Source organism: uncultured Microbacterium sp., assembly GCF_947488465.1.
In the GTDB taxonomy this organism is placed as follows: Bacteria; Actinomycetota; Actinomycetes; order Actinomycetales; family Microbacteriaceae; genus Microbacterium.
Genome location: NZ_CANKZA010000003.1, coordinates 321,959 through 340,748, shown reverse-complemented (window position 1 = coordinate 340,748; position 18,790 = coordinate 321,959). Strand labels below are relative to the sequence as shown.

General features: G+C 68.1%; 19 protein-coding genes. 5 read left to right on the top strand and 14 right to left on the bottom strand.

The genetic code is table 11. The features are described 5' to 3' along the window. Position 1 precedes the first annotated feature (1 nt). Positions 2-391: a LysM peptidoglycan-binding domain-containing protein gene (locus tag Q0653_RS09365; protein ID WP_298944359.1), complete on the bottom strand. Its 390-nt coding sequence runs from the start codon at positions 389-391 to the stop codon at positions 2-4. 283 nt (positions 392-674) lie between these two features. Between Q0653_RS09365 and lexA the strand changes: the two genes are divergently transcribed. The 3 genes from lexA to Q0653_RS09350 all read left to right on the top strand — a co-directional run bounded on the left by lexA (position 675) and on the right by Q0653_RS09350 (position 2,532). Next, on the top strand, positions 675-1,358 hold the full coding sequence (gene lexA / locus Q0653_RS09360) for a transcriptional repressor LexA (protein WP_298743709.1): 684 nt from the start codon (positions 675-677) through the stop codon (positions 1,356-1,358). Positions 1,359-1,669: 311 nt separating this feature from the next. Continuing rightward, a complete protein-coding gene (locus Q0653_RS09355) occupies positions 1,670-2,257 on the top strand; it encodes a hypothetical protein (protein WP_298944358.1) in 588 nt (195 codons plus the stop codon). A 44-nt stretch (positions 2,258-2,301) separates the two neighbouring features. Further along, entirely contained in the window at positions 2,302-2,532 is a 231-nt protein-coding gene (locus Q0653_RS09350; protein ID WP_298944357.1) for a hypothetical protein, read from the top strand. A 223-nt stretch (positions 2,533-2,755) separates the two neighbouring features. Here the strand turns inward: Q0653_RS09350 and Q0653_RS09345 are convergent, their stop codons facing one another. After that, on the bottom strand, positions 2,756-3,715 hold the full coding sequence (locus Q0653_RS09345; protein WP_298944356.1) for a methylenetetrahydrofolate reductase: 960 nt from the start codon (positions 3,713-3,715) through the stop codon (positions 2,756-2,758). Positions 3,716-3,946: 231 nt separating this feature from the next. Here Q0653_RS09345 and Q0653_RS09340 point away from each other — a divergent pair, with 231 nt between their 5' ends. Further along, the gene (locus Q0653_RS09340; protein ID WP_298944355.1) at positions 3,947-5,860 is read left to right on the top strand and encodes a prolyl oligopeptidase family serine peptidase; all 1,914 of its coding nucleotides are present in this window, start codon (positions 3,947-3,949) and stop codon (positions 5,858-5,860) included. 11 nt (positions 5,861-5,871) lie between these two features. On the opposite strand, the gene hflX is transcribed toward Q0653_RS09340, so the two are convergent. After that, positions 5,872-7,389, bottom strand: coding sequence for a GTPase HflX (hflX, locus tag Q0653_RS09335; RefSeq protein ID WP_298743701.1), 1,518 nt, complete (start codon positions 7,387-7,389; stop codon positions 5,872-5,874). Positions 7,390-7,458: 69 nt separating this feature from the next. Here hflX and Q0653_RS09330 point away from each other — a divergent pair, with 69 nt between their 5' ends. Then, complete coding sequence (locus Q0653_RS09330) at positions 7,459-8,100, top strand: methyltransferase (protein ID WP_298743699.1); 642 nt, start codon at positions 7,459-7,461, stop codon at positions 8,098-8,100. A 5-nt stretch (positions 8,101-8,105) separates the two neighbouring features. Here the strand turns inward: Q0653_RS09330 and dapF are convergent, their stop codons facing one another. The 11 genes from dapF to Q0653_RS09275 form a co-directional block, all read right to left on the bottom strand. After that, positions 8,106-8,975, bottom strand: coding sequence for a diaminopimelate epimerase (gene dapF, locus Q0653_RS09325; protein WP_298944354.1), 870 nt, complete (start codon positions 8,973-8,975; stop codon positions 8,106-8,108). 63 nt (positions 8,976-9,038) lie between these two features. Further along, a complete protein-coding gene (miaA, locus tag Q0653_RS09320; RefSeq protein ID WP_298944353.1) occupies positions 9,039-9,971 on the bottom strand; it encodes a tRNA (adenosine(37)-N6)-dimethylallyltransferase MiaA in 933 nt (310 codons plus the stop codon). A gap of 2 nt (positions 9,972-9,973) precedes the next feature. Continuing rightward, positions 9,974-11,524, bottom strand: a complete 1,551-nt coding sequence (miaB, locus tag Q0653_RS09315; protein WP_298944352.1) for a tRNA (N6-isopentenyl adenosine(37)-C2)-methylthiotransferase MiaB — start codon at positions 11,522-11,524, stop codon at positions 9,974-9,976. Between the two features lie 45 nt (positions 11,525-11,569). Continuing rightward, on the bottom strand, positions 11,570-12,115 hold the full coding sequence (locus Q0653_RS09310; RefSeq protein WP_298944351.1) for a regulatory protein RecX: 546 nt from the start codon (positions 12,113-12,115) through the stop codon (positions 11,570-11,572). 227 nt (positions 12,116-12,342) lie between these two features. Beyond that, entirely contained in the window at positions 12,343-13,392 is a 1,050-nt protein-coding gene (recA, locus tag Q0653_RS09305) for a recombinase RecA (RefSeq protein ID WP_298743688.1), read from the bottom strand. Between the two features lie 238 nt (positions 13,393-13,630). Then, positions 13,631-13,861, bottom strand: coding sequence for a DUF3046 domain-containing protein (locus Q0653_RS09300; protein ID WP_298743686.1), 231 nt, complete (start codon positions 13,859-13,861; stop codon positions 13,631-13,633). Position 13,862: 1 nt separating this feature from the next. Continuing rightward, entirely contained in the window at positions 13,863-14,183 is a 321-nt protein-coding gene (locus Q0653_RS09295; RefSeq protein ID WP_298743684.1) for a helix-turn-helix domain-containing protein, read from the bottom strand. 154 nt (positions 14,184-14,337) lie between these two features. Beyond that, on the bottom strand, positions 14,338-14,829 hold the full coding sequence (locus Q0653_RS09290) for a CinA family protein (RefSeq protein ID WP_298743789.1): 492 nt from the start codon (positions 14,827-14,829) through the stop codon (positions 14,338-14,340). A gap of 59 nt (positions 14,830-14,888) precedes the next feature. Continuing rightward, positions 14,889-15,470, bottom strand: coding sequence for a CDP-diacylglycerol--glycerol-3-phosphate 3-phosphatidyltransferase (pgsA, locus tag Q0653_RS09285; RefSeq protein ID WP_298944350.1), 582 nt, complete (start codon positions 15,468-15,470; stop codon positions 14,889-14,891). A gap of 37 nt (positions 15,471-15,507) precedes the next feature. Further along, a complete protein-coding gene (locus tag Q0653_RS09280; protein WP_298944349.1) occupies positions 15,508-18,210 on the bottom strand; it encodes a DNA translocase FtsK in 2,703 nt (900 codons plus the stop codon). A 63-nt stretch (positions 18,211-18,273) separates the two neighbouring features. After that, positions 18,274-18,768, bottom strand: coding sequence for a GNAT family N-acetyltransferase (locus Q0653_RS09275; protein ID WP_298944348.1), 495 nt, complete (start codon positions 18,766-18,768; stop codon positions 18,274-18,276). Positions 18,769-18,790 lie beyond the last annotated feature (22 nt).

Sequence of the window (18,790 nt, the reverse complement as noted above, 5' to 3'; positions counted from 1 at the left end):
CTCAGTTGCCCGCAGTGTACTCGAGCGGAATGCTGATGGTCTGCCCCGCCTCGAGCTGACCCGACGCGAGCGCGTTGAGGCGCACAATCGCGTCGACCACATCGCGCGGATCCGCCGTGGGCGCCGCGGACTCGGCAATCGACCAGAGCGTGTCACCCGGCATCACGGTGACGTGTTCGAACGTTCCCGCGAGCGCGTTGGTCTCCTCCGATGCCAGCGCACCGCCGCCCGAGACGATCGCGATACTCAGCGCCACAACGGCGGGAAGAGCGGCGAGGAATGCGAGCACCCGTCGACCGCGGACGGTGAGACGCAGTCGCGTCGGACGCGCGGCTCGGGGCGGCGCGGTGATCGACGGTGCGGTGAAAGCGGCGAAGTCGATGGTGCTCATGTCTGCTCCTCGGGGCTGTGCCTCGGATGGGTGGAGAGATTCGCATCCGAGTTCTCGGCCGGGAGAACTGGATGCGAACCTCTCTTCCAAAGCTATCTTCGAACTAGGACAACTGTCAAGACCCTCCGGATCGCACATGAATCGAAGACGACACGCGAAGGCTTGCCGGGCGAGTTCTGCGATACCGGATACGGTTTCGATAACAAGACCCCATCACTGACCTCCGACATTCGAAGACGATGTCTTCCCCACCGCCACAGAGCCGCAACAAAAGGAGCGCGACATGGACAGCACCGGAGCTTCCCGCGAGAAGCCGCAAACCCGCCGGCGCAAGAGCCTGAGCGAAAAGCAGCTGGCCATCCTCGAGGTCATTCAGCGCTCGATCGCGCGGCACGGTTACCCGCCGAGCATGCGAGAGATCGGCGACGCCGTGGGGCTGAAGTCGCTGTCCAGCGTGACCCACCAGCTCAACCAGCTCGAGCTCAGCGGCTACCTCCGCCGGGACCCCGGCAAGACCCGCGCGATGGAGGTGCTGATCGATCTTCCAGGGAGCGCCACGGAGAATCCCGCCGACGAGGCGCCGGCGGTCGCCGACGCCGCGATGGTGCCCCTGGTCGGGCGCATTGCGGCGGGCGTGCCGATCACGGCCGACCAGCAGGTCGAGGAGATCTTCCCCCTCCCCCGCCAGCTCGTCGGAAAGGGCGATCTGTTCATGCTCAAGGTCAGCGGCGAATCCATGATCGATGCCGCGATCTGTGATGGCGATTGGGTGGTGGTGCGGTCGCAGCCGACCGCCGCGAACGGCGAGATCGTCGCGGCGATGCTCGACGGTGAAGCGACCGTGAAGACATTCCGTCAGCGCGACGGCCACACGTGGCTGCTGCCCCGCAATACCGCGTTCGAACCGATCCTCGGCGACGACGCCGTCGTGCTCGGGCGTGTTGTCGCGGTCCTCCGCGCCGTGTGATCATCGCGGCTCCGCAGACAAGCACGCGCGGCTGGGCCTCAATGGCGTCATGGCCACCACCGATGACGTCTCGGATGTCTCGTCACTTGCAGCACGCGTGCGCGAACTCGAGGCGGAGAACGCTCGCCTGTCCCACGCGATGCCCGGCACACGACCGCCGCATCGTCGGCGGTGGCGCGCCGTCCTGTCGACCGTCCTGATCGTCATCGCGGCGATTCTCGTACCCGTCTCGATCGTCGCCGCGTGGGCACGGGTGATCCTCGCCGAGGGCAGACGCGCTCGACCTTTTGCGCGGCCCGGCGGCGTCTGGTGTGGAAGGACTGGTCGCCCGCGGCGTGACCGAGGTGGTGCGCTCGGATGCCTTCACCGACGTGTGGGCCGCGACGTTGCGCGGCGCACACCAGGCCCTCACGACAACCGCGACCTCGGACGGCGGCGGAATCGTCGTGCAGACCAGCGAGGGGCTGGGAATTCAGCTCGGCGAGATCGTGTCACGAGTGCAAACCCGTCTGGTCGATCAAGGCGTGGGCATCGCGGGCCTCATCCCCGCGGTCGACAGGGGCGTCATCATCGGCACCGGCGAGAACGTGGCGCTCGTGCGGACCGTGTACGCCCTCGCGGTGGCCGTCGGCTGGTGGCTGCCGATCGTGAGCCTCGCGTTCTTCGTCGCGGGCATCCTGGTCGCGCGACGCCGTAGCACCGCGATTCTCGGTTCGGGCATCGGTCTGGCAATCGGGGCAGGCTCCCTTGCGGCGACCCTCGGGATCGGTGCCTCGCGGGCGTGGTCATCGCGATCGCGGGTTGGGTGTCGGGCGGGTCCACCGCGGCGAACAGAACCCGCACGTTCACCGATGGTGTCAACGCATCTGCCCGCCGCCATCTCGCCGCGCTGGGCCTGAACACCGGCAGGTTCGGTGAGTGGCTCGGCAGATCGCGTGCGCTCGTGCGCGGCCTCGTGATCGCTCTCGCGATCGTCTGGCTCCTGGCGTTGCGCCCGCTCATACCGGGTCTGGTGCGGGTGGTGGTCATCGTCGCGCTCGTGGTCGGCTGGCTGCTCGAGCTCGCCCAGCGGCGACCCGACGAACTCGCGATCGCGAGCAACGACGCGCCCGAGGTGCCCGACGCCGACGAGGGAGATCTCATCGACGCCGGGCGCGGAGAAGCTACGCGCTGACGACGGCGCGAACATCTCCGATCACTTCACCGCGACTGCGCGCTGCCTCGATCGACATGACGTCGGCATCCCCTGCCGCAATCGCCTTTCGTCGCGGAGGGCGAGCGCCACCTGGTCGGCGGTCTCACCGAGCGGCTGGTCGTCGCGAATGGATGACCCTTGAGTTCGCGGCGATGGCCGATACGCGGGTAGCCGAGAATCGTGCCGGAGGGGAATTCGGCGGTCATGCGGAGCTCTCCTGGGTATGGAGGTGCGGGGCAAGCTCCGCGTCGCGGAGGACCGCGAGCACCGTGTCGTGGTTGTTGAAGGCGTAAAGGTGGATGCCGGGCGCTCCCCCGTCGACGACATCTCGGGCGAGAGCGGCCGCGTGAGCGAGGCCGATCCTGCGGGCGGCTGCGGCATCCGGCGCATGTTCGAGCGCGTCGGCGAACTCGGTCGGCCGCGGGTCTCCCGTGAGCTCGAGCACCCGACGCAGTCGCGAGGGCGACGTCAGCGGCATGATTCCCGGCAGGATCGGAATGGTGACGCCTTCCGATCGCGCGCGGCCCACGAAGTCGAGGTACTCCTCAGCACGGAAGAAGAGCTGGGTGATCGCCGATCGAGCACCGGCCGCTTGCTTGGCCAGGAGCGCATCGATGTCTTCGAACCGGTGCCGCGACCGCGGATGCCCGTTCGGAAACGCGGCGACGGAAATCTCCACTTTGGTGGGGGCGGCCACGCTCACCGCTCCCGGGGCGCCCGGAATGTCTCGTTCGGCATACGCCGCGCGTTCGGCCTGCACCCGATCGATCAACTGGACGAGCTGAGCGGCGCTCTCCAGATCGCCGAGAAGCGGCTCGCCGTCCACCGCCCCGGCGGGGGGATCACCGCGAAGCGCCAGGAACCGGGTGATGCCGGCATCGAGGAACGTGCGGATCACCTGAGTCGCGTCGGCATACGTCGACCCGACGCACGTCACATGTGCGAGGGGCGGCACGGCGGTCGTGTGCAGGATGTGCGTGAGCACCTCGAGGGATCGGTCGGTCGTCGACCCGCCTGCGCCGAAAGTCACGGAGATGAATTGCGGGCCCGCGGCGGCCAAGTGGCCGATCGTCTCCCGCAACGCCGGCATTCCCTCCGGATGACGCGGCGGATAGATCTCGAACGAGAAGGGCACCGCGGATGCGGGGGTCTCGACAGGCATGATGCACTTTCGGTCAGGGTGATCAGATGGGCCGGCGGCCGCGGACGCACGCCCGAAGGCGGTGTCATCGCGGACGGGTGCCGGGCTCGGCTGTCGCTCCTGCCCGGGCACGAGGCCGGCGGGCTGCTCGGCTCCCCGGTCGGGGGTTCGAGCGTCGATGGCACCACTTTACGACCGGCGCGGGGCCGCTGCAGCCGTATGACGCGGTGTGACGTCGCGTAGCGTGGAGGAATGGTCACCGTCTTGCCCTTCGGCTCCTGGCCCTCCCCGCTCAGCGCCACCTGGGCCTCGAGCTCTGCTCCGCGACGGGACGGCGGCGCCCTCGTGGAAGACCAGGTCTGGTGGGGTGAATCGGTGCCGACTGAAGGCGGACGGACGACCGTGCGGCGGCGGCACGCCGATGGCCGGATCGAGGACATGTTGCCGGCCCCGTGGAACGCCCGATCGCGCGTGCACGAGTACGGCGGCGGATCGTGGGCGGTGACGGAGGACGGCGACCTCTTCTTCGTCGAGAAGTCCGACCAACGCGTATGGATGAAACGCCCAGGTACCGCCCCGCGCGCGCTCACGCCCCCGGCGCCCAATGTCCGCTACGGCGGGCTGCGCTGGCAGGTCGGGGTCCTGCTGGCCGTGCAGGAGCGCCACGACGACACACCCCTCCCCGCCCGAGCGATCGTCGCGATCGGCACGGGTGACGAGCCCGAGATCGCCGCACTCGTCGCCGGGAGCGCGTTCGTCGCCCAGCCGGTTCTCTCACCCCGTGGTGACCGGCTCGCCTGGATTGCCTGGGACCACCCGGATATGCCCTGGGACCGCACACAGGTGTGCGTCGGGCGTATCGAGCACGGCACCGTATCGGAGTGGACGACGATCACATCCGGTGGCACTGCCGCTCTGCAGCCCGAATGGATCGGCGACGAGGTCATCCGGTATCTCGACGATCCGACCGGGCGGTGGAATCTGTGGGAAGTGCGGCTTGATGCCGACCTTGCGCCCACCGCGCTCGCACCCGCCGACGCCGACACCGGCGGACCGCTCTGGGTCCTCGGCGCGCGCTGGCATGCTGCCCTCGCCGGGGGCGATGCCCTCGCCGTCCGGACCCACGGTGACGACAGTCTCGTACGGATCTCCGCCGAGGGCGAGGTGACGCCGGTGTCGCTCCCCGCGCGCTCCCGCCTCACCGTCGAAGCGTGCGACGGCACCCGTGTCCTCGTATCCGGTTCCGCACCCGGGACGACGGGGCTCTGGCTCGTCGACGCCGACGGCACCGCGCGCCAGGTCGTCGGCGAGACCGTGGATGCCGGCATCCTGCCTTTCCTTCCGACCAGCCGCGCCGTGAGCTTCGACGGCCCCCACGGACCGGTGCACGCGTTCGACTATCCACCGACGAACCCCGACATGCGGGCGCCCGAGGGGGAACGACCGCCCTATATCGTGTTCGTCCACGGCGGACCGACGGCACACGTCGCGGGCGTCGCCGACAGCAAGATCGCCTTTTTCACGAGCCGGGGCATCGGCGTGCTCGACGTGAACTACGGCGGGTCGACCGGGTACGGACGCACCTACCGAGAGCGGCTGCGGGGACAGTGGGGCGTGGTCGATGTCGACGACGTCGCCACCGCCGCGACCGGGCTCGCTGACGACGCTCTGGCCGACCCCCGCCGGATCGCGATCGAGGGTGGATCAGCCGGCGGGTGGACGGTGCTTGCGGCGCTCGTCGGGACCGATGTCTTCAGCGCGGGCATCTCCCGCTACGGCGTCGGCGATGCCCGGGCCCTCGCCGCCGACACGCACGACTTCGAAGCACACTATTTGGACGGGCTCATCGGGCCACTTCCCGACGCCGAGCCGATCTACCTCGAGCGGTCCCCCCTCAGCCGGCCGGAGCGCTTCCGCGTCCCGCTGCTCCTCCTGCAGGGCGCGGAGGATGCCGTCGTCCCGCCGGCGCAGGCCGAGGCCATCCGTGCGGCGCTGACGGTGCACCGCGTGCCCCACGCGTATGTGCTCTACGCGGGGGAAGGCCACGGTTTCCGTCGGGTCGAGACGATCGTGCACGCGCTCGAAAGCGAACTCGCGTTCCTCGGTCAGGTTTTCGGTTTCGGCACGCCGGGAGTTGCGCCCATCGAGCTCACAGCCGGTCGCTGACCACCGCGGCGTCAGCTCGCGTACGGCGCCAACTCGGCGGCCAGCCGCTCGCCGACGTGGGCGTGGACGGCGGTGCCGCCTTCCTCGTGCGACGTCGAGATGATGTGTCCGCTCTCGTGTACCGCGTTGACGAGGTCGCCGCGGTCGTAGGGAACGAGCGCGCGCACCTCGATCGCCGGCAGCGGAAGGGCCGCTTCGATCACCGCACGCAGCTCGTCGATCCCCTCACCACTGCGCGACGAGACGAACAGGGCGTCCGGTTCGAGACCGCGCAACACCAGTCGATCATCGTCGTCGACGAGGTCGGCCTTGTTGAACACGACGATTTCGCGAGTCGACCGCGCGCCGACGTCGCCCATGACATCGCGAACGGTGGCCAGTTGCGCCGCCGGATCGGGGTGCGAAGCATCCACCACGTGCACGAGGACGTCTGCCTGTCCGACTTCTTCCAGCGTCGAGCGGAATGCCTCGACCAGCTGGTGCGGAAGGTTTCGGACGAAGCCGACGGTGTCGGTGAGCGTGTAGACCCGCCCGTCGGCCGCCTCGGCCCGGCGCACGGTCGCATCGAGAGTGGCGAACAGGGCGTTCTCGACGAGCACGCCGGCGCTCGTCAGTCGGTTCAGCAAGCTGGATTTCCCGGCGTTCGTGTACCCCGCGATCGCGACGGAGGGAATCGTGTTGCGCTTGCGCTCGGAACGCTTGGCTTCGCGCGCCGGGGCAAAATCCCGCAGCTGGCGGCGCAGCTGCGCCATCTTGGTGCGGATGCGGCGGCGATCCAGCTCGATCTTCGTCTCACCGGGACCGCGCGAACCCATGCCCGCGCCGCCGGCACCGACCTGGCCACCGGCCTGACGACTCATCGAATCGCCCCACCCACGCAACCGCGGCAGCAGGTACTCGAGCTGGGCGAGCTCCACCTGCGCCTTTCCTTCCCGGCTCTTCGCGTGCTGGCTGAAGATGTCGAGGATGACGGTCGTCCGGTCGATCACCTTGACCTTGACGACATCTTCCAGCGCACGGCGCTGACTGGGGGCGAGTTCGGTGTCGGCGATCACCGTGTCGGCACCGACGGCCGCGACGAGGTCGCGGAGTTCGGCGGCCTTTCCGCGCCCGATGTACGTCGCTGGGTCCGGATGCGGGCGCCGCTGCAGCACGCCGTCCAGAACTACCGCGCCCGCAGTCTCGGCGAGCGCGGCCAGCTCGCGGATGGAGTTCTCGGCGTCGTTCTGTGATCCCTGCGGGTAGACGCCCACGAGGACGACGTTCTCCAGCCGTAGCTGGCGGTACTCGACTTCGGTGACATCCTCGAGCTCGGTGGACAACCCGGGCACCCGGCGCAGCGCCGCGCGCTCTTCGCGATCCCACTGATCGCCGTCGGTGTCTCCGTAAGAGACCGTGGACTTCTCCTGCAACGCTTGAGCCGCGCCGAACACGTGCACGCCCGACCGCGACTCCGCGCGCGCCAGCACACGCTCCACCGGATCCCCCGGGGTCTGGTCGGCGTCGTCGGTGTCTGTCGTGTCGGTCATGCGGTCCTTTCGTGGTCAGCCTTGCAGTCTACCTCCCGCAGACCTCGCCGGACCCGGTACGCTCGCAGGATGGGGAGCGACCACTACTTCACCGCGTCCCCGTCCAGCGCCGAGAATCTCCGCCGCATCCGCGTGACCCTTGCCGGGCGCGTCGGCGAGGTCACGACCGCGGGCGGGATCTTCAGTCCCGATCACGTCGACGCAGGGACGGCGGTGCTGTTGGCCAATACTCCTCCCGCCCCGCCGGGGGGTCACCTTCTCGACCTCGGGTGCGGCTGGGGGCCGATCGCGTTGAGCCTGGCCTCCGAATCGCCGCACGCGACCGTATGGGCGGTCGATGTCAACGAACGTGCGCTCGATCTCGTCCGCCGCAACGCCGAGGAGTGGGGGCTCGAGAATGTGCGCGCGGTGCTCCCGAGCGACGTCCCGAGCGATGTGGTGTTCCGTGGCATCCGCTCGAACCCGCCGATCCGCGTGGGTAAGAACGAGCTCCACGGCCTTCTCGAGACCTGGATCCCCCGTCTCGATGAACGCAGCGACGCGTGGCTCGTGGTTCAGCGCAACCTCGGGTCCGATTCGCTGCAGCGCTGGCTGGCGGCAACGTTCGAGCACGGGTACAGCGTGACCCGTGCGGCCACAGGACGCGGCTTTCGTGTGCTGAAGGTGCGCCGACACGGCACACCGGTCACCGGGACCATCACCCTCCCCTGAGCTACTCAGGCGAGGGTGATCTCTCCCGAGAAGGCGAGGGATGCCGGTCCGGACAGCAGGACGTGCTCACCGTCGTCGTGACGGATGACCCGCACACCCAGTCGTCCACCGGGAACGTCCACGCTCCAGCGATCCGGGGCGGCAGATCCCGCCCAGAGGCGCACCGCCAGTGCGGCGGCAGCGACGCCCGTCCCGCACGACAGTGTCTCGCCCACACCGCGCTCGAACACCCGCATCCGGATCGCGCCGACACCGCCCTGGACGAGCGGATCGGCCGGCACGACGAATTCGACGTTCGCTCCGGCCGGCTGCACCGGATCCAGCACGGGGAGGACGGTGAGGTCCAGTCCGTCCAGTTCGGCGATGCTCGACAGCGCCACGACGACGTGGGGATTGCCGACATCGATTCCCTGCCCGGGGCGCGCGACGGGCAATCCCTTCGCGCGTACGAGCACATCATCCGTTTCGGGGCGCCAGACCCCGAGATCCACTTCGAAGCCGTCATCGGTGCGGGACACCGTCTTCACGCCGGCCCGCGTCCCGATGCGCACCTGGGGGACAGACTCGACGTCGATAAGCTCGGCGCTCAGCAAGTATCGTGCGAAAACCCGGATGCCGTTGCCGCACATCTCGGCGGCGGAGCCGTCCGCATTGCGGTAGTCCATGAACCACTCGGCATCGGGCGTCGCCGCCCCCTCGGGGAGCGCCGACGAACGCACGACCCGGAGGATGCCGTCGCCGCCGATCCCGAAGCGTCGATCGCAGAGCGCGGCGACCTGCGCATCACTGAGGTCGAGGGCGCCGTCCGGATCCGGCACGATCACGAAATCGTTTCCCGTGCCCTGGCCCTTGGTGAACGCGATGGTCTGCGGCATTCCCCCAGTTTAGGGCGGGCGCCGGTAGCGGATCCCGCACCCACCTGTTGATCCGGGTGGCCGTCAGCGCGAGTCAGCCAGGGCGCCCGCATCGGCACGGGGGTCGGTCCACGCCACTTCGGCGTAACGGCGGAACCACGACACTTGTCGGCGCGCGTAGCGGCGCGTCAACGCCTGGGTCTCGGAGATCGCCTCAGATTCCGTCAACGCGCCGTCGAGCTGCGCGAGCGCTTGGGCATAGCCGATGGCGCGCGGCGCCGTGACGCCGCGCTCCAGCCCCTCGGAACGCAGGGAGCGCACTTCGTCCAGGAGGCCCTGCGCCCACATCCCTTCGACGCGTGCATCGAGGCGCGCGACAAGTTCCTCGCGCTCGATCTGCACGCCGATCACGGTGGTCGGAACGTGCCACAGCACCGGCGCGCTGGGGAGCGAAGCGCCGTGCGTCGGTCCCCCCTGTCCGAGGACTTCGAGCGCACGGACGACCCGACGGGAATTGCGCGGATCGATCCTCTCCGCCGTCATCGGATCCGCTGCCCGCAGTCGCGCGTAGAGCGCGCCGGCACCCTCGCGCTCGAGCTCGGCTTCCAGCTGTGCTCGGAGGACATCATCGTGCGGGGGGAAACGGAAGTCGTAGATGACGCCGGACACGTAGAGCCCCGATCCACCGACCAGGATCGCCTCTCCGCCGCGAGCGAGAATCGCGGTGATCTCCTCCCGCGCACGTCTCTGATACCAGGCCACGGCGGCCTCGTCGGTCACATCGAGTGCGTCGAAGAGGTGGTGCGGGATCCCACGACGCTCTGCCTCGGGCAACTTCGCCGTGCCGATGTCCATACCGCGATAGAGCTGCATGGCATCCGCGTTGACGATCTCCGCGGGGCGGCCGCGCGCGACCAGGGCTTCCGCGAGCCGCAGCGACAGATCGGTCTTCCCCGTTCCGGTCGCACCCACGACGGCCCAGAGTCGCCCGGTGCGCGCGGTCGCAGCGCGGGCCACCGTCACTCCGCGGCGCGGAGGGTGGGGATGCCGAGACCCACGGATCTCGGCGCACCGCCGACGGTTGCCGGTGCGGGCACGCCGCACGACTCGGCCTGCGTACGGTCCCAGGCGTCGCCTGCGCGCGTGCGGCGTACTCGCAACGGCGCTCCATCCGGACTGTCGGCGAGCAGATAGAACGGCGCGGCGTGCGAGATCACAACCGAGACGACGTCGCCCGGACGCGGGAGGGGACTGCCGGCGGGCAACTCGAAGTGCACCAGACGGTTGTCCTCTGCGCGACCGGTGAGGCGATGGGTCGCGGAATCCTTCTTGCCCTCCCCCGTCGAGACCAGCACGTGGACCTCACGTCCGACCTGTTTTTGGTTCTCTTCCAGGCTGATGCGGTCCTGCAGAGCGGCGAGACGCTCGAAACGCTCCTGCACGACGGCCTTCGGTACCTGGTCGGGCATGGTCGCCGCGGGTGTTCCCTCGCGGATCGAATACTGGAACGTGAATGCACTCGCAAACCGCGCCTGCTCCACGACACGCAGAGTGTCTTCGAAATCTTCGTCGGTCTCGCCCGGGAATCCGACGATGATGTCGGTCGTGATCGCGGCGTTCGGCATGCGCTCCCGCACGCGGTCGAGGATGCCGAGGAATTTGTCACTGCGGTAGGAGCGTCGCATCGCCTTGAGGATACGGTCGGAGCCGGATTGCAACGGCATATGCAACTGCGGCATGACTTGCGGCGTTTCAGCCATCGCATCGATCACGTCGTCCGTGAATGCGGCCGGGTGGGGACTCGTGAACCGCACACGCTCGAGACCGGGGATCTCACCCGCCGCACGCAGCAGCTTGCCGAAGGCGTGCCGGTCGCCGAATTCCACTCCGTAGCTGTTGACGTTCTGGCCGAGCAGCGTGACCTCGATGGCACCGTCGTCGGCGAGCAGCTTGATCTCGCTCAGGATGTCGCCGGGGCGTCGGTCCTTTTCTTTGCCGCGGAGGCTCGGGACGATGCAGAAGGTACAGGTGTTGTTGCACCCGACCGAGATCGAAACCCACCCGCTGTACACCGAGTCGCGCTTGGTCGGGAGGGTCGAGGGGAAGACATCGAGCGACTCGAGGATCTCGAGTTCTGCATCACCGTTGTGGCGTGCACGTTCGAGCAGTCGGGGAAGAGATCCCATGTTGTGGGTGCCGAACACGACGTCGACCCAGGGGGCCTTGTCGAGGACGGCGTCTTTGTCCATCTGAGCGAGACACCCGCCGACGGCGATCTGCATGCCCGCGCGCTGGTCCTTCCGGCTCTTGAGATACCCGAGGGTGCCATAGAGCTTGCCGGCCGCGTTGTCGCGGACGGCGCACGTGTTGATGACGATCACGTCCGCTTCGTCACCGGCATCCGCCCGAACATACCCGGCACTCTCCAGCGACCCGGACAACCGCTCGGAGTCGTGCACGTTCATCTGACAACCGAACGTACGCACCTCGTAGGTGCGAGCACTGCCGTCCGCAGCGTGGGCTGCGGGCGACGGCGCGATGAGCGTGGGTGCGGCGGACGGGGAAGTCATGATGCCCCCATTCTATGAGGCCGGACGCGAGCGGACGCCGGTCACTCACTCGAAACGCACGCCGCGCGCAGCGGGGCGGTCGAGCTCGTCGAGCGCACGCCGGGCGGTGCTCAGCGCGACACTACCGAATCCTCGACGAGACAGCTGCCCTACCAACCGGCGAACCGCGGCTTCGCGGTCGAGACTTCGCATCGCTTGCGCCTTCTGGCGCGCGAACTCGAGCGCGCGTTCGGCGTCGTCGTCAGCCAGCTCGGCCAAGGCCGCGTCGGCCACCTCGCGGGGAATGCCCCGCTGCCCAAGGGCGAGGGAGATCGCCTGACGCCCCTGCCCTTTGCGCGTCGTCCCGGCATGGATGAGCTGCTCCGCCAGGCGAGCATCGTCGAGGTAGCCATGGCCCCTAGACGCATCGATGATCTGCTCGATCGCCTCGGGGCCGACCTCCTGCTCGCGCAGGAAGGTGCGCGCCTCGCGTTCGGAGAGGGAACGCACCCGCAACTTCTTCAGCAGGCGCGTCTCCGCCAGGTCCCGCGCGTCCGCCTCATCCGCGCGGAGCGATGGGTCGACGTGCGGCCCGGGTTCCGTCCACGTCATATGCCACGAGCCGTCTGCGGACTCGGGTGATCTCGATACCCCCGCACGTCGCGCGGGCACTCGATCAGCGGAGCGAGAGCGCGCCGCGAATCGCCCATCGGCGGGGACAGCGCGTTGCGCGCGTGTCTCTTGGCCACTCCCGGAGTCCCCGTGGTCGGCGGGCGCGGCCGAAGCCGGCCCGCCGAACAGCGGGATCACCGGAGCGAGGTGATCGTCGGAAGTCACGCTCAGGCGGGACGGCGGGCAGCCAGGTCGTCGGCGGGCTCCGCGACCTGCTTGGGCTGGCCGACGCCGAGCTTCTGCAGGATCTTCGTCTCGATGTCGGCAGCGATGTCCACGTTCTTCAGCAAGAAGTTGCGGGCGTTCTCCTTGCCCTGCCCGAGCTGCTCACCTTCGTACGTGTACCACGCACCCGATTTTTTCACGATGGCATGCTCCACGCCGAAGTCGATGAGGCTACCCTCGCGAGAAATGCCCACCCCGTAGAGGATGTCGAACTCGGCCTGCTTGAAGGGCGGTGCCATCTTGTTCTTGACGACCTTGACTCGGGTGCGGTTGCCGACGGCATCCGTTCCGTCCTTCAGCGTCTCGATACGACGGATGTCGAGGCGTACCGAGGCGTAGAACTTCAGCGCCTTACCGCCGGCGGTCGTCTCGGGTGAGCCGAAGAACACGCCGATTTTCTCGCGCAGCTGGTTGATGAAGATCATCGTCGTCCCCGTCTGGCTGAGCCCACCGGTGAGCTTCCGCAGCGCCTGCGACATGAGTCGCGCCTGCAGGCCGACGTGCGTGTCACCCATCTCGCCTTCGATCTCGGCCTTGGGAACGAGGGCGGCTACCGAGTCGATGACGACGAGATCGATCGCGCCCGAACGCACGAGCATGTCTGCGATCTCCAGAGCCTGCTCACCTGTGTCGGGCTGGGAGACGAGCAGCTGATCGATGTCGACACCGAGCTTCTGCGCGTAGTCGGGATCGAGCGCGTGCTCCGCGTCGATGAAGGCGGCGATTCCACCGGCGCGCTGGACGTTGGCGATCGCGTGCAGCGTGAGCGTGGTCTTACCCGACGATTCCGGGCCGTAGATCTCGATGATGCGGCCACGGGGAAGTCCCCCCACACCGAGGGCGACATCGAGGGCAATGGAGCCGGTCGGAATGACGGCGACCGGCGCACGCTCGTCGCTACCCAGTCGCATGACCGAGCCTTTTCCGAACTGCCGGTCGATCTGGGCGAGGGCCGATTCGAGGGCCTTCTCGCGGTCTGCGGGTGAGGGCATGACGTGCTCCTTCGTGCTCGTGGTTCTGCGGCCTGTAGGCTGTCGCGACCCACCCCGACGGGGAAGATTCTGCGACAAGGCGTGGGATGTCTGTTGACGTTGTCCACGTTAGGGAGGGGCTCCGACATGGGTCGGGGTTCCCCGCGAAACGGTGGACAACGCGTCTCAGACACCTCTTGTGCAGGAGACTACGTGCCAATCGAACAGAATTACGAAAGCGACACGCCGCGCGGCGTCGTCAGCGGGTGTTCTTGTTCGCATCGAGAAGACCGACGCCATGACGTCGGGAGAGCGGGACGTCGGTGGCGGCGCAGAGAGCGATCCATACCTCGCGAGGCGGAACACCGTCGCGGAGGGCTTCCGCGGCGGTGCGATACTCCAGCGGGGCCAGAGCGAGGTCTGCGACGAGCGAGTCACCGCGCGCGCCGAACTCATCGTCGACCGCACGGCCGAATTCGCTCACGCGCACGTCAGTGCAGCGACAGCTCAGGCTGAATGAGGTCGTCCTCGAGCGCTGCCAAGTCGTCGGGAACGACGTCGGGGAACACGTGAAGACCCTCGAGAACGGAAAGACGATCGCCGACTTCGCGCATGATGATCGAAATGGGCACATCCAACGCGTCGGCGACCGACGCGAGGATTTCGCTGGATGCTTCCTTCTGACCGCGCTCGACCTCGCTCAGATAGCCGAGTGCCACGCTCGCGCGGCCGGCAACCTGGCGGAGGGTGCGCCCCTTCTGCAGGCGGAAGTCACGCAGGACTTCGCCGATCTCTTGACGAACCAGGATCATGTCGGGCCCCCTCCTCTGACAGTGATTGCGCGCCCCGGGTGGACAACAGTACCGGATGTGCTGGTCACACTATCCCCCGTGCGCTGTGGAATGGTTGGGAATCGCTCGTACGTAACCCCGTCGTCACAGCGGGTATTCCCACGGACATCGACGATCAGAGCGCATCCAGCGCCAGCCGGATGGCACGGGCGGTGGCTTCGGCGCGGATCGAGTCCCGATCCCCGCTGAGTTCGAGCGACTCGACCCGCGACCCCAGTGGCGTGGAGACGGCCAGATGCACCGTACCCACCGGCTGGCCGTCGGGCGACAGCGGGCCGGCGATCCCGGTCGTCGCGATCCCGACGTCTGCCGTGACCCCATCATGCCCCAGGGCGCGACGCACGCCGTCGGCCATTTGTCGCGCCACACGGGGGTGGACCGGGCCATGCGCCTCCAGCAACGTCGGATCGACCCCGAGAACGCTCGCCTTCACATCGGTCGCGTAGGCGACAACTCCGCCGCGGACGACCTGAGATGCGCCCGAGATCGCGACGAGGGATGCGGTGACCAGTCCCCCGGTCAGCGACTCCGCGATCGCGACCGTCCAGCCCAGATCCTTCAATCGATCGATCAGCCGTTCGGACTCGTTGCGACGACCGGAGGACACCAACGTGCTTTCCACGTCTTCGGGAAGATCGGGCAGATCGGGCAGCCCCGCGAGTGCGGTCACGATGCCGATCCCCGTGACCGCGTGGTGCGCGCTCCGCGTACCTCGGTGAGGACATAGTCGATGCCGCTCGCGATCGTCAGGATGACCGCGATCCACATCGCCACGGTGTTCACCGTGTGAATCCACTCGCCCACGATCGTCCAGAGCGGCAGGAGAGCAAGGGACAGGGCGACAGCTTGGGCGACGGTCTTGAGCTTTCCCATCCACGCGGCTGCGACGACGTGTGTGCTCGCGACCAGCAGGCGGTGGACGGTCACGCCCACCTCCCGCACGAGGACGACGATCGTGACCCACCAGGGTAGTTCCGCAAGGATCGACAAACCGATGAACGCGAATCCGGTGAGCACCTTGTCGGCGATCGGATCGAGAAGCTTGCCGAGGTCGGTCACGATCTCGTACTTGCGCGCCAGATATCCGTCGATGCCGTCGGTCGCGATCGCGACGATGAAAAGCACCGCCGCCCACCAGCGGAGCGCCCCGTCGGAGCCCCCGTCTGCCAGCAGCATCCAGAGGAAGACCGGCGCGCACAGAATGCGCACGATCGTGATCGCGTTGGGCAACTGCCGAGGGATGCTCACGCGCCGAGCCTACCGAACTGCCGGGCTCAATCCCCGGTCAATCCCGTCCCGTCAGACCCCAGGCATCCTCAGACCCGTCGTCGCTCTCGACGACCTCATAGCCGTCGAACTGGGTGTCCACGGCATCCGGTCCGTACCCGTCGGCCGGCGCGGCCGCAGGTGTCGCCGGAGCGACGCCCCGCAGGCGCGCCAGGACCTCGGGAAGCTGCTCGGGAGTGACGAGGACGTCGCGAGCTTTCGACCCCTCGGAGGGCCCCACGATCTCGCGCGATTCGAGCAGGTCCATCAACCGCCCCGCCTTGGCGAAGCCGACGCGGAGCTTGCGCTGCAGCATCGAGGTCGATCCGAACTGGGTCGAGATGATCTGTTCCGCCGCGGCCAGGAGAAGTTCCAGATCGTCACCGATGTCGGCGTCGATCTCCTTCTTCTCCGCAACGGCGGCGACGTCGGCCCGATAGTCCGGACGCGCCTGTTTCTTGACGTGTTCGACGACCTTTTCGATCTCGCTCTCGGCGACCCAGGCGCCCTGCACACGGACCGACTTGGACGCCCCCATGGGGAGGAAGAGGGCATCGCCCTGGCCGATGAGGCGGTCGGCCCCAGGCTGATCGAGGATGACCCGCGAATCGGTGACGCTCGTCACGGCGAAGGCCAGGCGAGAGGGGACGTTCGCCTTGATGAGCCCTGTGACGACGTCGACCGACGGTCGCTGGGTGGCAAGGACGAGGTGGATGCCGCTGGCTCGAGCGAGCTGCGTGATGCGGACGATCGAGTCTTCGACATCGCGCGGCGCGACCATCATGAGGTCGGCGAGCTCATCGACGACCACCAGCAGGTACGGGTAGGGCTTCAGGACGCGTTCGCTGCCCACCGGCAGGTTGATCTCGCCCGCGATGACAGCCTTGTTGAAGTCGTCGATATGGCGGAACCCGAACGACGCGAGGTCGTCGTAGCGCATGTCCATCTCTTTCACGACCCACTGCAGCGCCTCGGCCGCCTTCTTCGGGTTCGTGATGATCGGCGTGATCAGGTGCGGAACGCCGGCGTAGCTCGTGAGTTCCACACGCTTCGGGTCGATCAGCACCATCCGCACCTCGGACGGCTTGGCGCGCATCAGCAGGCTCGTGATCATCGAGTTGACGAAGCTCGACTTTCCCGATCCGGTCGAACCGGCGACCAGCAGGTGGGGCATCTTGGCGAGGTTGGCCACGACATAGCCGCCACCGACGTCCTTGCCGACGCCGATCGTCATGGGGTGCGTCTGGCTGACCGCGGCGTTCGACCGCAGCACGTCGCCGAGCGTGACGATCTCGCGGTCGGTGTTGGGGATCTCGACGCCGATCGCGCTTTTGCCCGGAATCGGTGCCAGGATGCGCACCTCGTTGGAGGCGACCGCATAGGAGATGTTGTTGGTGAGCGCGGTGATGCGCTCCACTTTCACGCCCAGGCCGAGCGAAATCTCGTACTGCGTGACGGTCGGCCCCCGAGAGAAGCCCGTCACCCGCGCGTCGACCGAGAACTGCTCGAACACGCCCATGATCGCGCGGACGATGATGTCGTTCGCCTCGGAGCGGGCCTTGTGCGGCGTTCCCTCTGCGAGCGCCGCGACCGACGGAAGCCGGTAGGGCGGAACCGGCGGGCGACCGTCGTGGTCGTCACCGAGGCCCGAGATTCCGGGCAGGATTCCGTCGTCGAGGATGATCTCGCCACTGTCTTCCCGGATGCCGGTGTCGGTCTTGCGCGCATTCTTGGCGTGCGCGATGACGGCGGGGTCGATGATCTCGGTCGCCGCGTCGGGCATCGGCGGAACCGGCGGGACCGCGGGAACCACCGGAGACGCGATCGCCTGTTCGAACCCGCCGGCACCCGAGGGTGTCAGCAGTGCCGTGAGGTCATCGGAGCCGAGGTGGCCGTCGACGTCCTCTTCACGGCCGGTCTTGTTGCGGCGCCACCAGGGGGTCCCGGCATCCTTCTCGTCCTCATCGGCGCTGGTGAAAGCGACCGTCGGCGCCGTGCCGGACGGGTCGGCGGGTTCGGGGCGCTCGGCCCCGAACATCCAGGCGTACAGGTCGCCGAGACGGCGCCCGATACGGTTCGGCGGGGTCTTGGTGAGGATCAGAATGCTGAGCACCGTGAGGATGCCGAGGACCAGGTATGCGCCGATGCTCGTGAGGAGGGTGAGCGGCTCGCCGATCATCCAGCCGAACAGCCCGCCCGCCTCGCTCAGGGGCGGCAGGCCCTCTTTCGGCTGCGGCCGGTTGCCGGCGACGTGGCAGAAGCCCGCGATCGAGAGGACGAACAGGCCGAAGCCGATGCCGATCCGCCCGTTGTCGTGCACGGACGACGGATGCCGGAACAGCCACCCCGCGAGGAGCAGCAGGAGCACCGGCATGATGAACGCGACACGGCCGATCATCGCACCCGCAGTGTAGGCACTGATATTGGTTCCGACCTCGGTACCGATCAGGAACCACTCGACGACCGCGCCGGCGACCGCGAGCAACACCAGCAGGAACGGGAAGCCATCGCGGCGCTGGTCTTTCTCGAGGGTCTCCGGCCCGAACGCGCGGAACATCCCGCCGGTCATGTGGGCGAGGCCCATCCATGAGCGGACGATTACCGGCGGCTTCTCCGCCTCGTCGACGTAGCGCTTCGGCGCCGGCTCGCTCTTGCGGGCGCGCGGGGAGGAGCCCTTCGCGGACGCGCGGGCGTTCGTGGGCGTGCTGGTGCTCCTGGCCATTACCCCACGGTAGGCGCCGAACCCGGGAAACCCGCGGATTGACGCGGCCCGCGATCGTCGGCGTCAGCGGAGACGCTTGACCATCGTGTCGCGTCCGATGCCGGGCGTGGTGACCGCGAATCCCTCGCTGCGATAGAGCGAGGATGCGAAGTTTCCGCGCTCGACCGACAGACTGATCCGGGCGAATCCCTGCGTACGCGCGTGCGCACACAAGTGCTGCAGAAGCGCGCGGCCCACACCGTGGGCGCGCCAGATCGGCCGCACGCCGATGATGAGCTCGGGAACCCCCGTCCCCACGTAGCCGAATCCGGGATCGGTGCGCGGCAGCATCCGGTACCACGCGGCACCGACCGCCTCCCCGTTGCCGTCGATCGCGACGAATCCGGCATCGCCCGGCCGCATCCAGCCCGAAACGTAACGGCTGTGGTCCGGATGGGCAATGATGTCGTGTCGGGGACGCGCCCCACCCTGGCGCCAGTTGGCGGCCTCGACGATCATGTCCGCCAGGAACGCGCCATCCGCCTGAGTGGCGGGACGAACACGGAACGAAGCGGGCATGTCCAGACAGTAGCTCGCCGGT

Bases quoted from the DNA above. Each gene is read 5' to 3' on its own strand.
- Q0653_RS09365 (WP_298944359.1), bottom strand. From the start codon at position 391: ATGAGCACCATCGACTTCGCCGCTTTCACCGCACCGTCGATCACCGCG.
- lexA (WP_298743709.1), top strand. From the start codon at position 675: ATGGACAGCACCGGAGCTTCCCGCGAGAAGCCGCAAACCCGCCGGCGC.
- Q0653_RS09345 (WP_298944356.1), bottom strand. From the start codon at position 3,715: ATGCCTGTCGAGACCCCCGCATCCGCGGTGCCCTTCTCGTTCGAGATC.
- Q0653_RS09340 (WP_298944355.1), top strand. From the start codon at position 3,947: ATGGTCACCGTCTTGCCCTTCGGCTCCTGGCCCTCCCCGCTCAGCGCC.
- hflX (WP_298743701.1), bottom strand. From the start codon at position 7,389: ATGACCGACACGACAGACACCGACGACGCCGACCAGACCCCGGGGGAT.
- Q0653_RS09330 (WP_298743699.1), top strand. From the start codon at position 7,459: ATGGGGAGCGACCACTACTTCACCGCGTCCCCGTCCAGCGCCGAGAAT.
- dapF (WP_298944354.1), bottom strand. From the start codon at position 8,975: ATGCCGCAGACCATCGCGTTCACCAAGGGCCAGGGCACGGGAAACGAT.
- miaB (WP_298944352.1), bottom strand. From the start codon at position 11,524: ATGACTTCCCCGTCCGCCGCACCCACGCTCATCGCGCCGTCGCCCGCA.
- Q0653_RS09310 (WP_298944351.1), bottom strand. From the start codon at position 12,115: ATGACGTGGACGGAACCCGGGCCGCACGTCGACCCATCGCTCCGCGCG.
- recA (WP_298743688.1), bottom strand. From the start codon at position 13,392: ATGCCCTCACCCGCAGACCGCGAGAAGGCCCTCGAATCGGCCCTCGCC.
- Q0653_RS09295 (WP_298743684.1), bottom strand. From the start codon at position 14,183: ATGATCCTGGTTCGTCAAGAGATCGGCGAAGTCCTGCGTGACTTCCGC.
- Q0653_RS09280 (WP_298944349.1), bottom strand. From the start codon at position 18,210: ATGGCCAGGAGCACCAGCACGCCCACGAACGCCCGCGCGTCCGCGAAG.
- Q0653_RS09275 (WP_298944348.1), bottom strand. From the start codon at position 18,768: ATGCCCGCTTCGTTCCGTGTTCGTCCCGCCACTCAGGCGGATGGCGCG.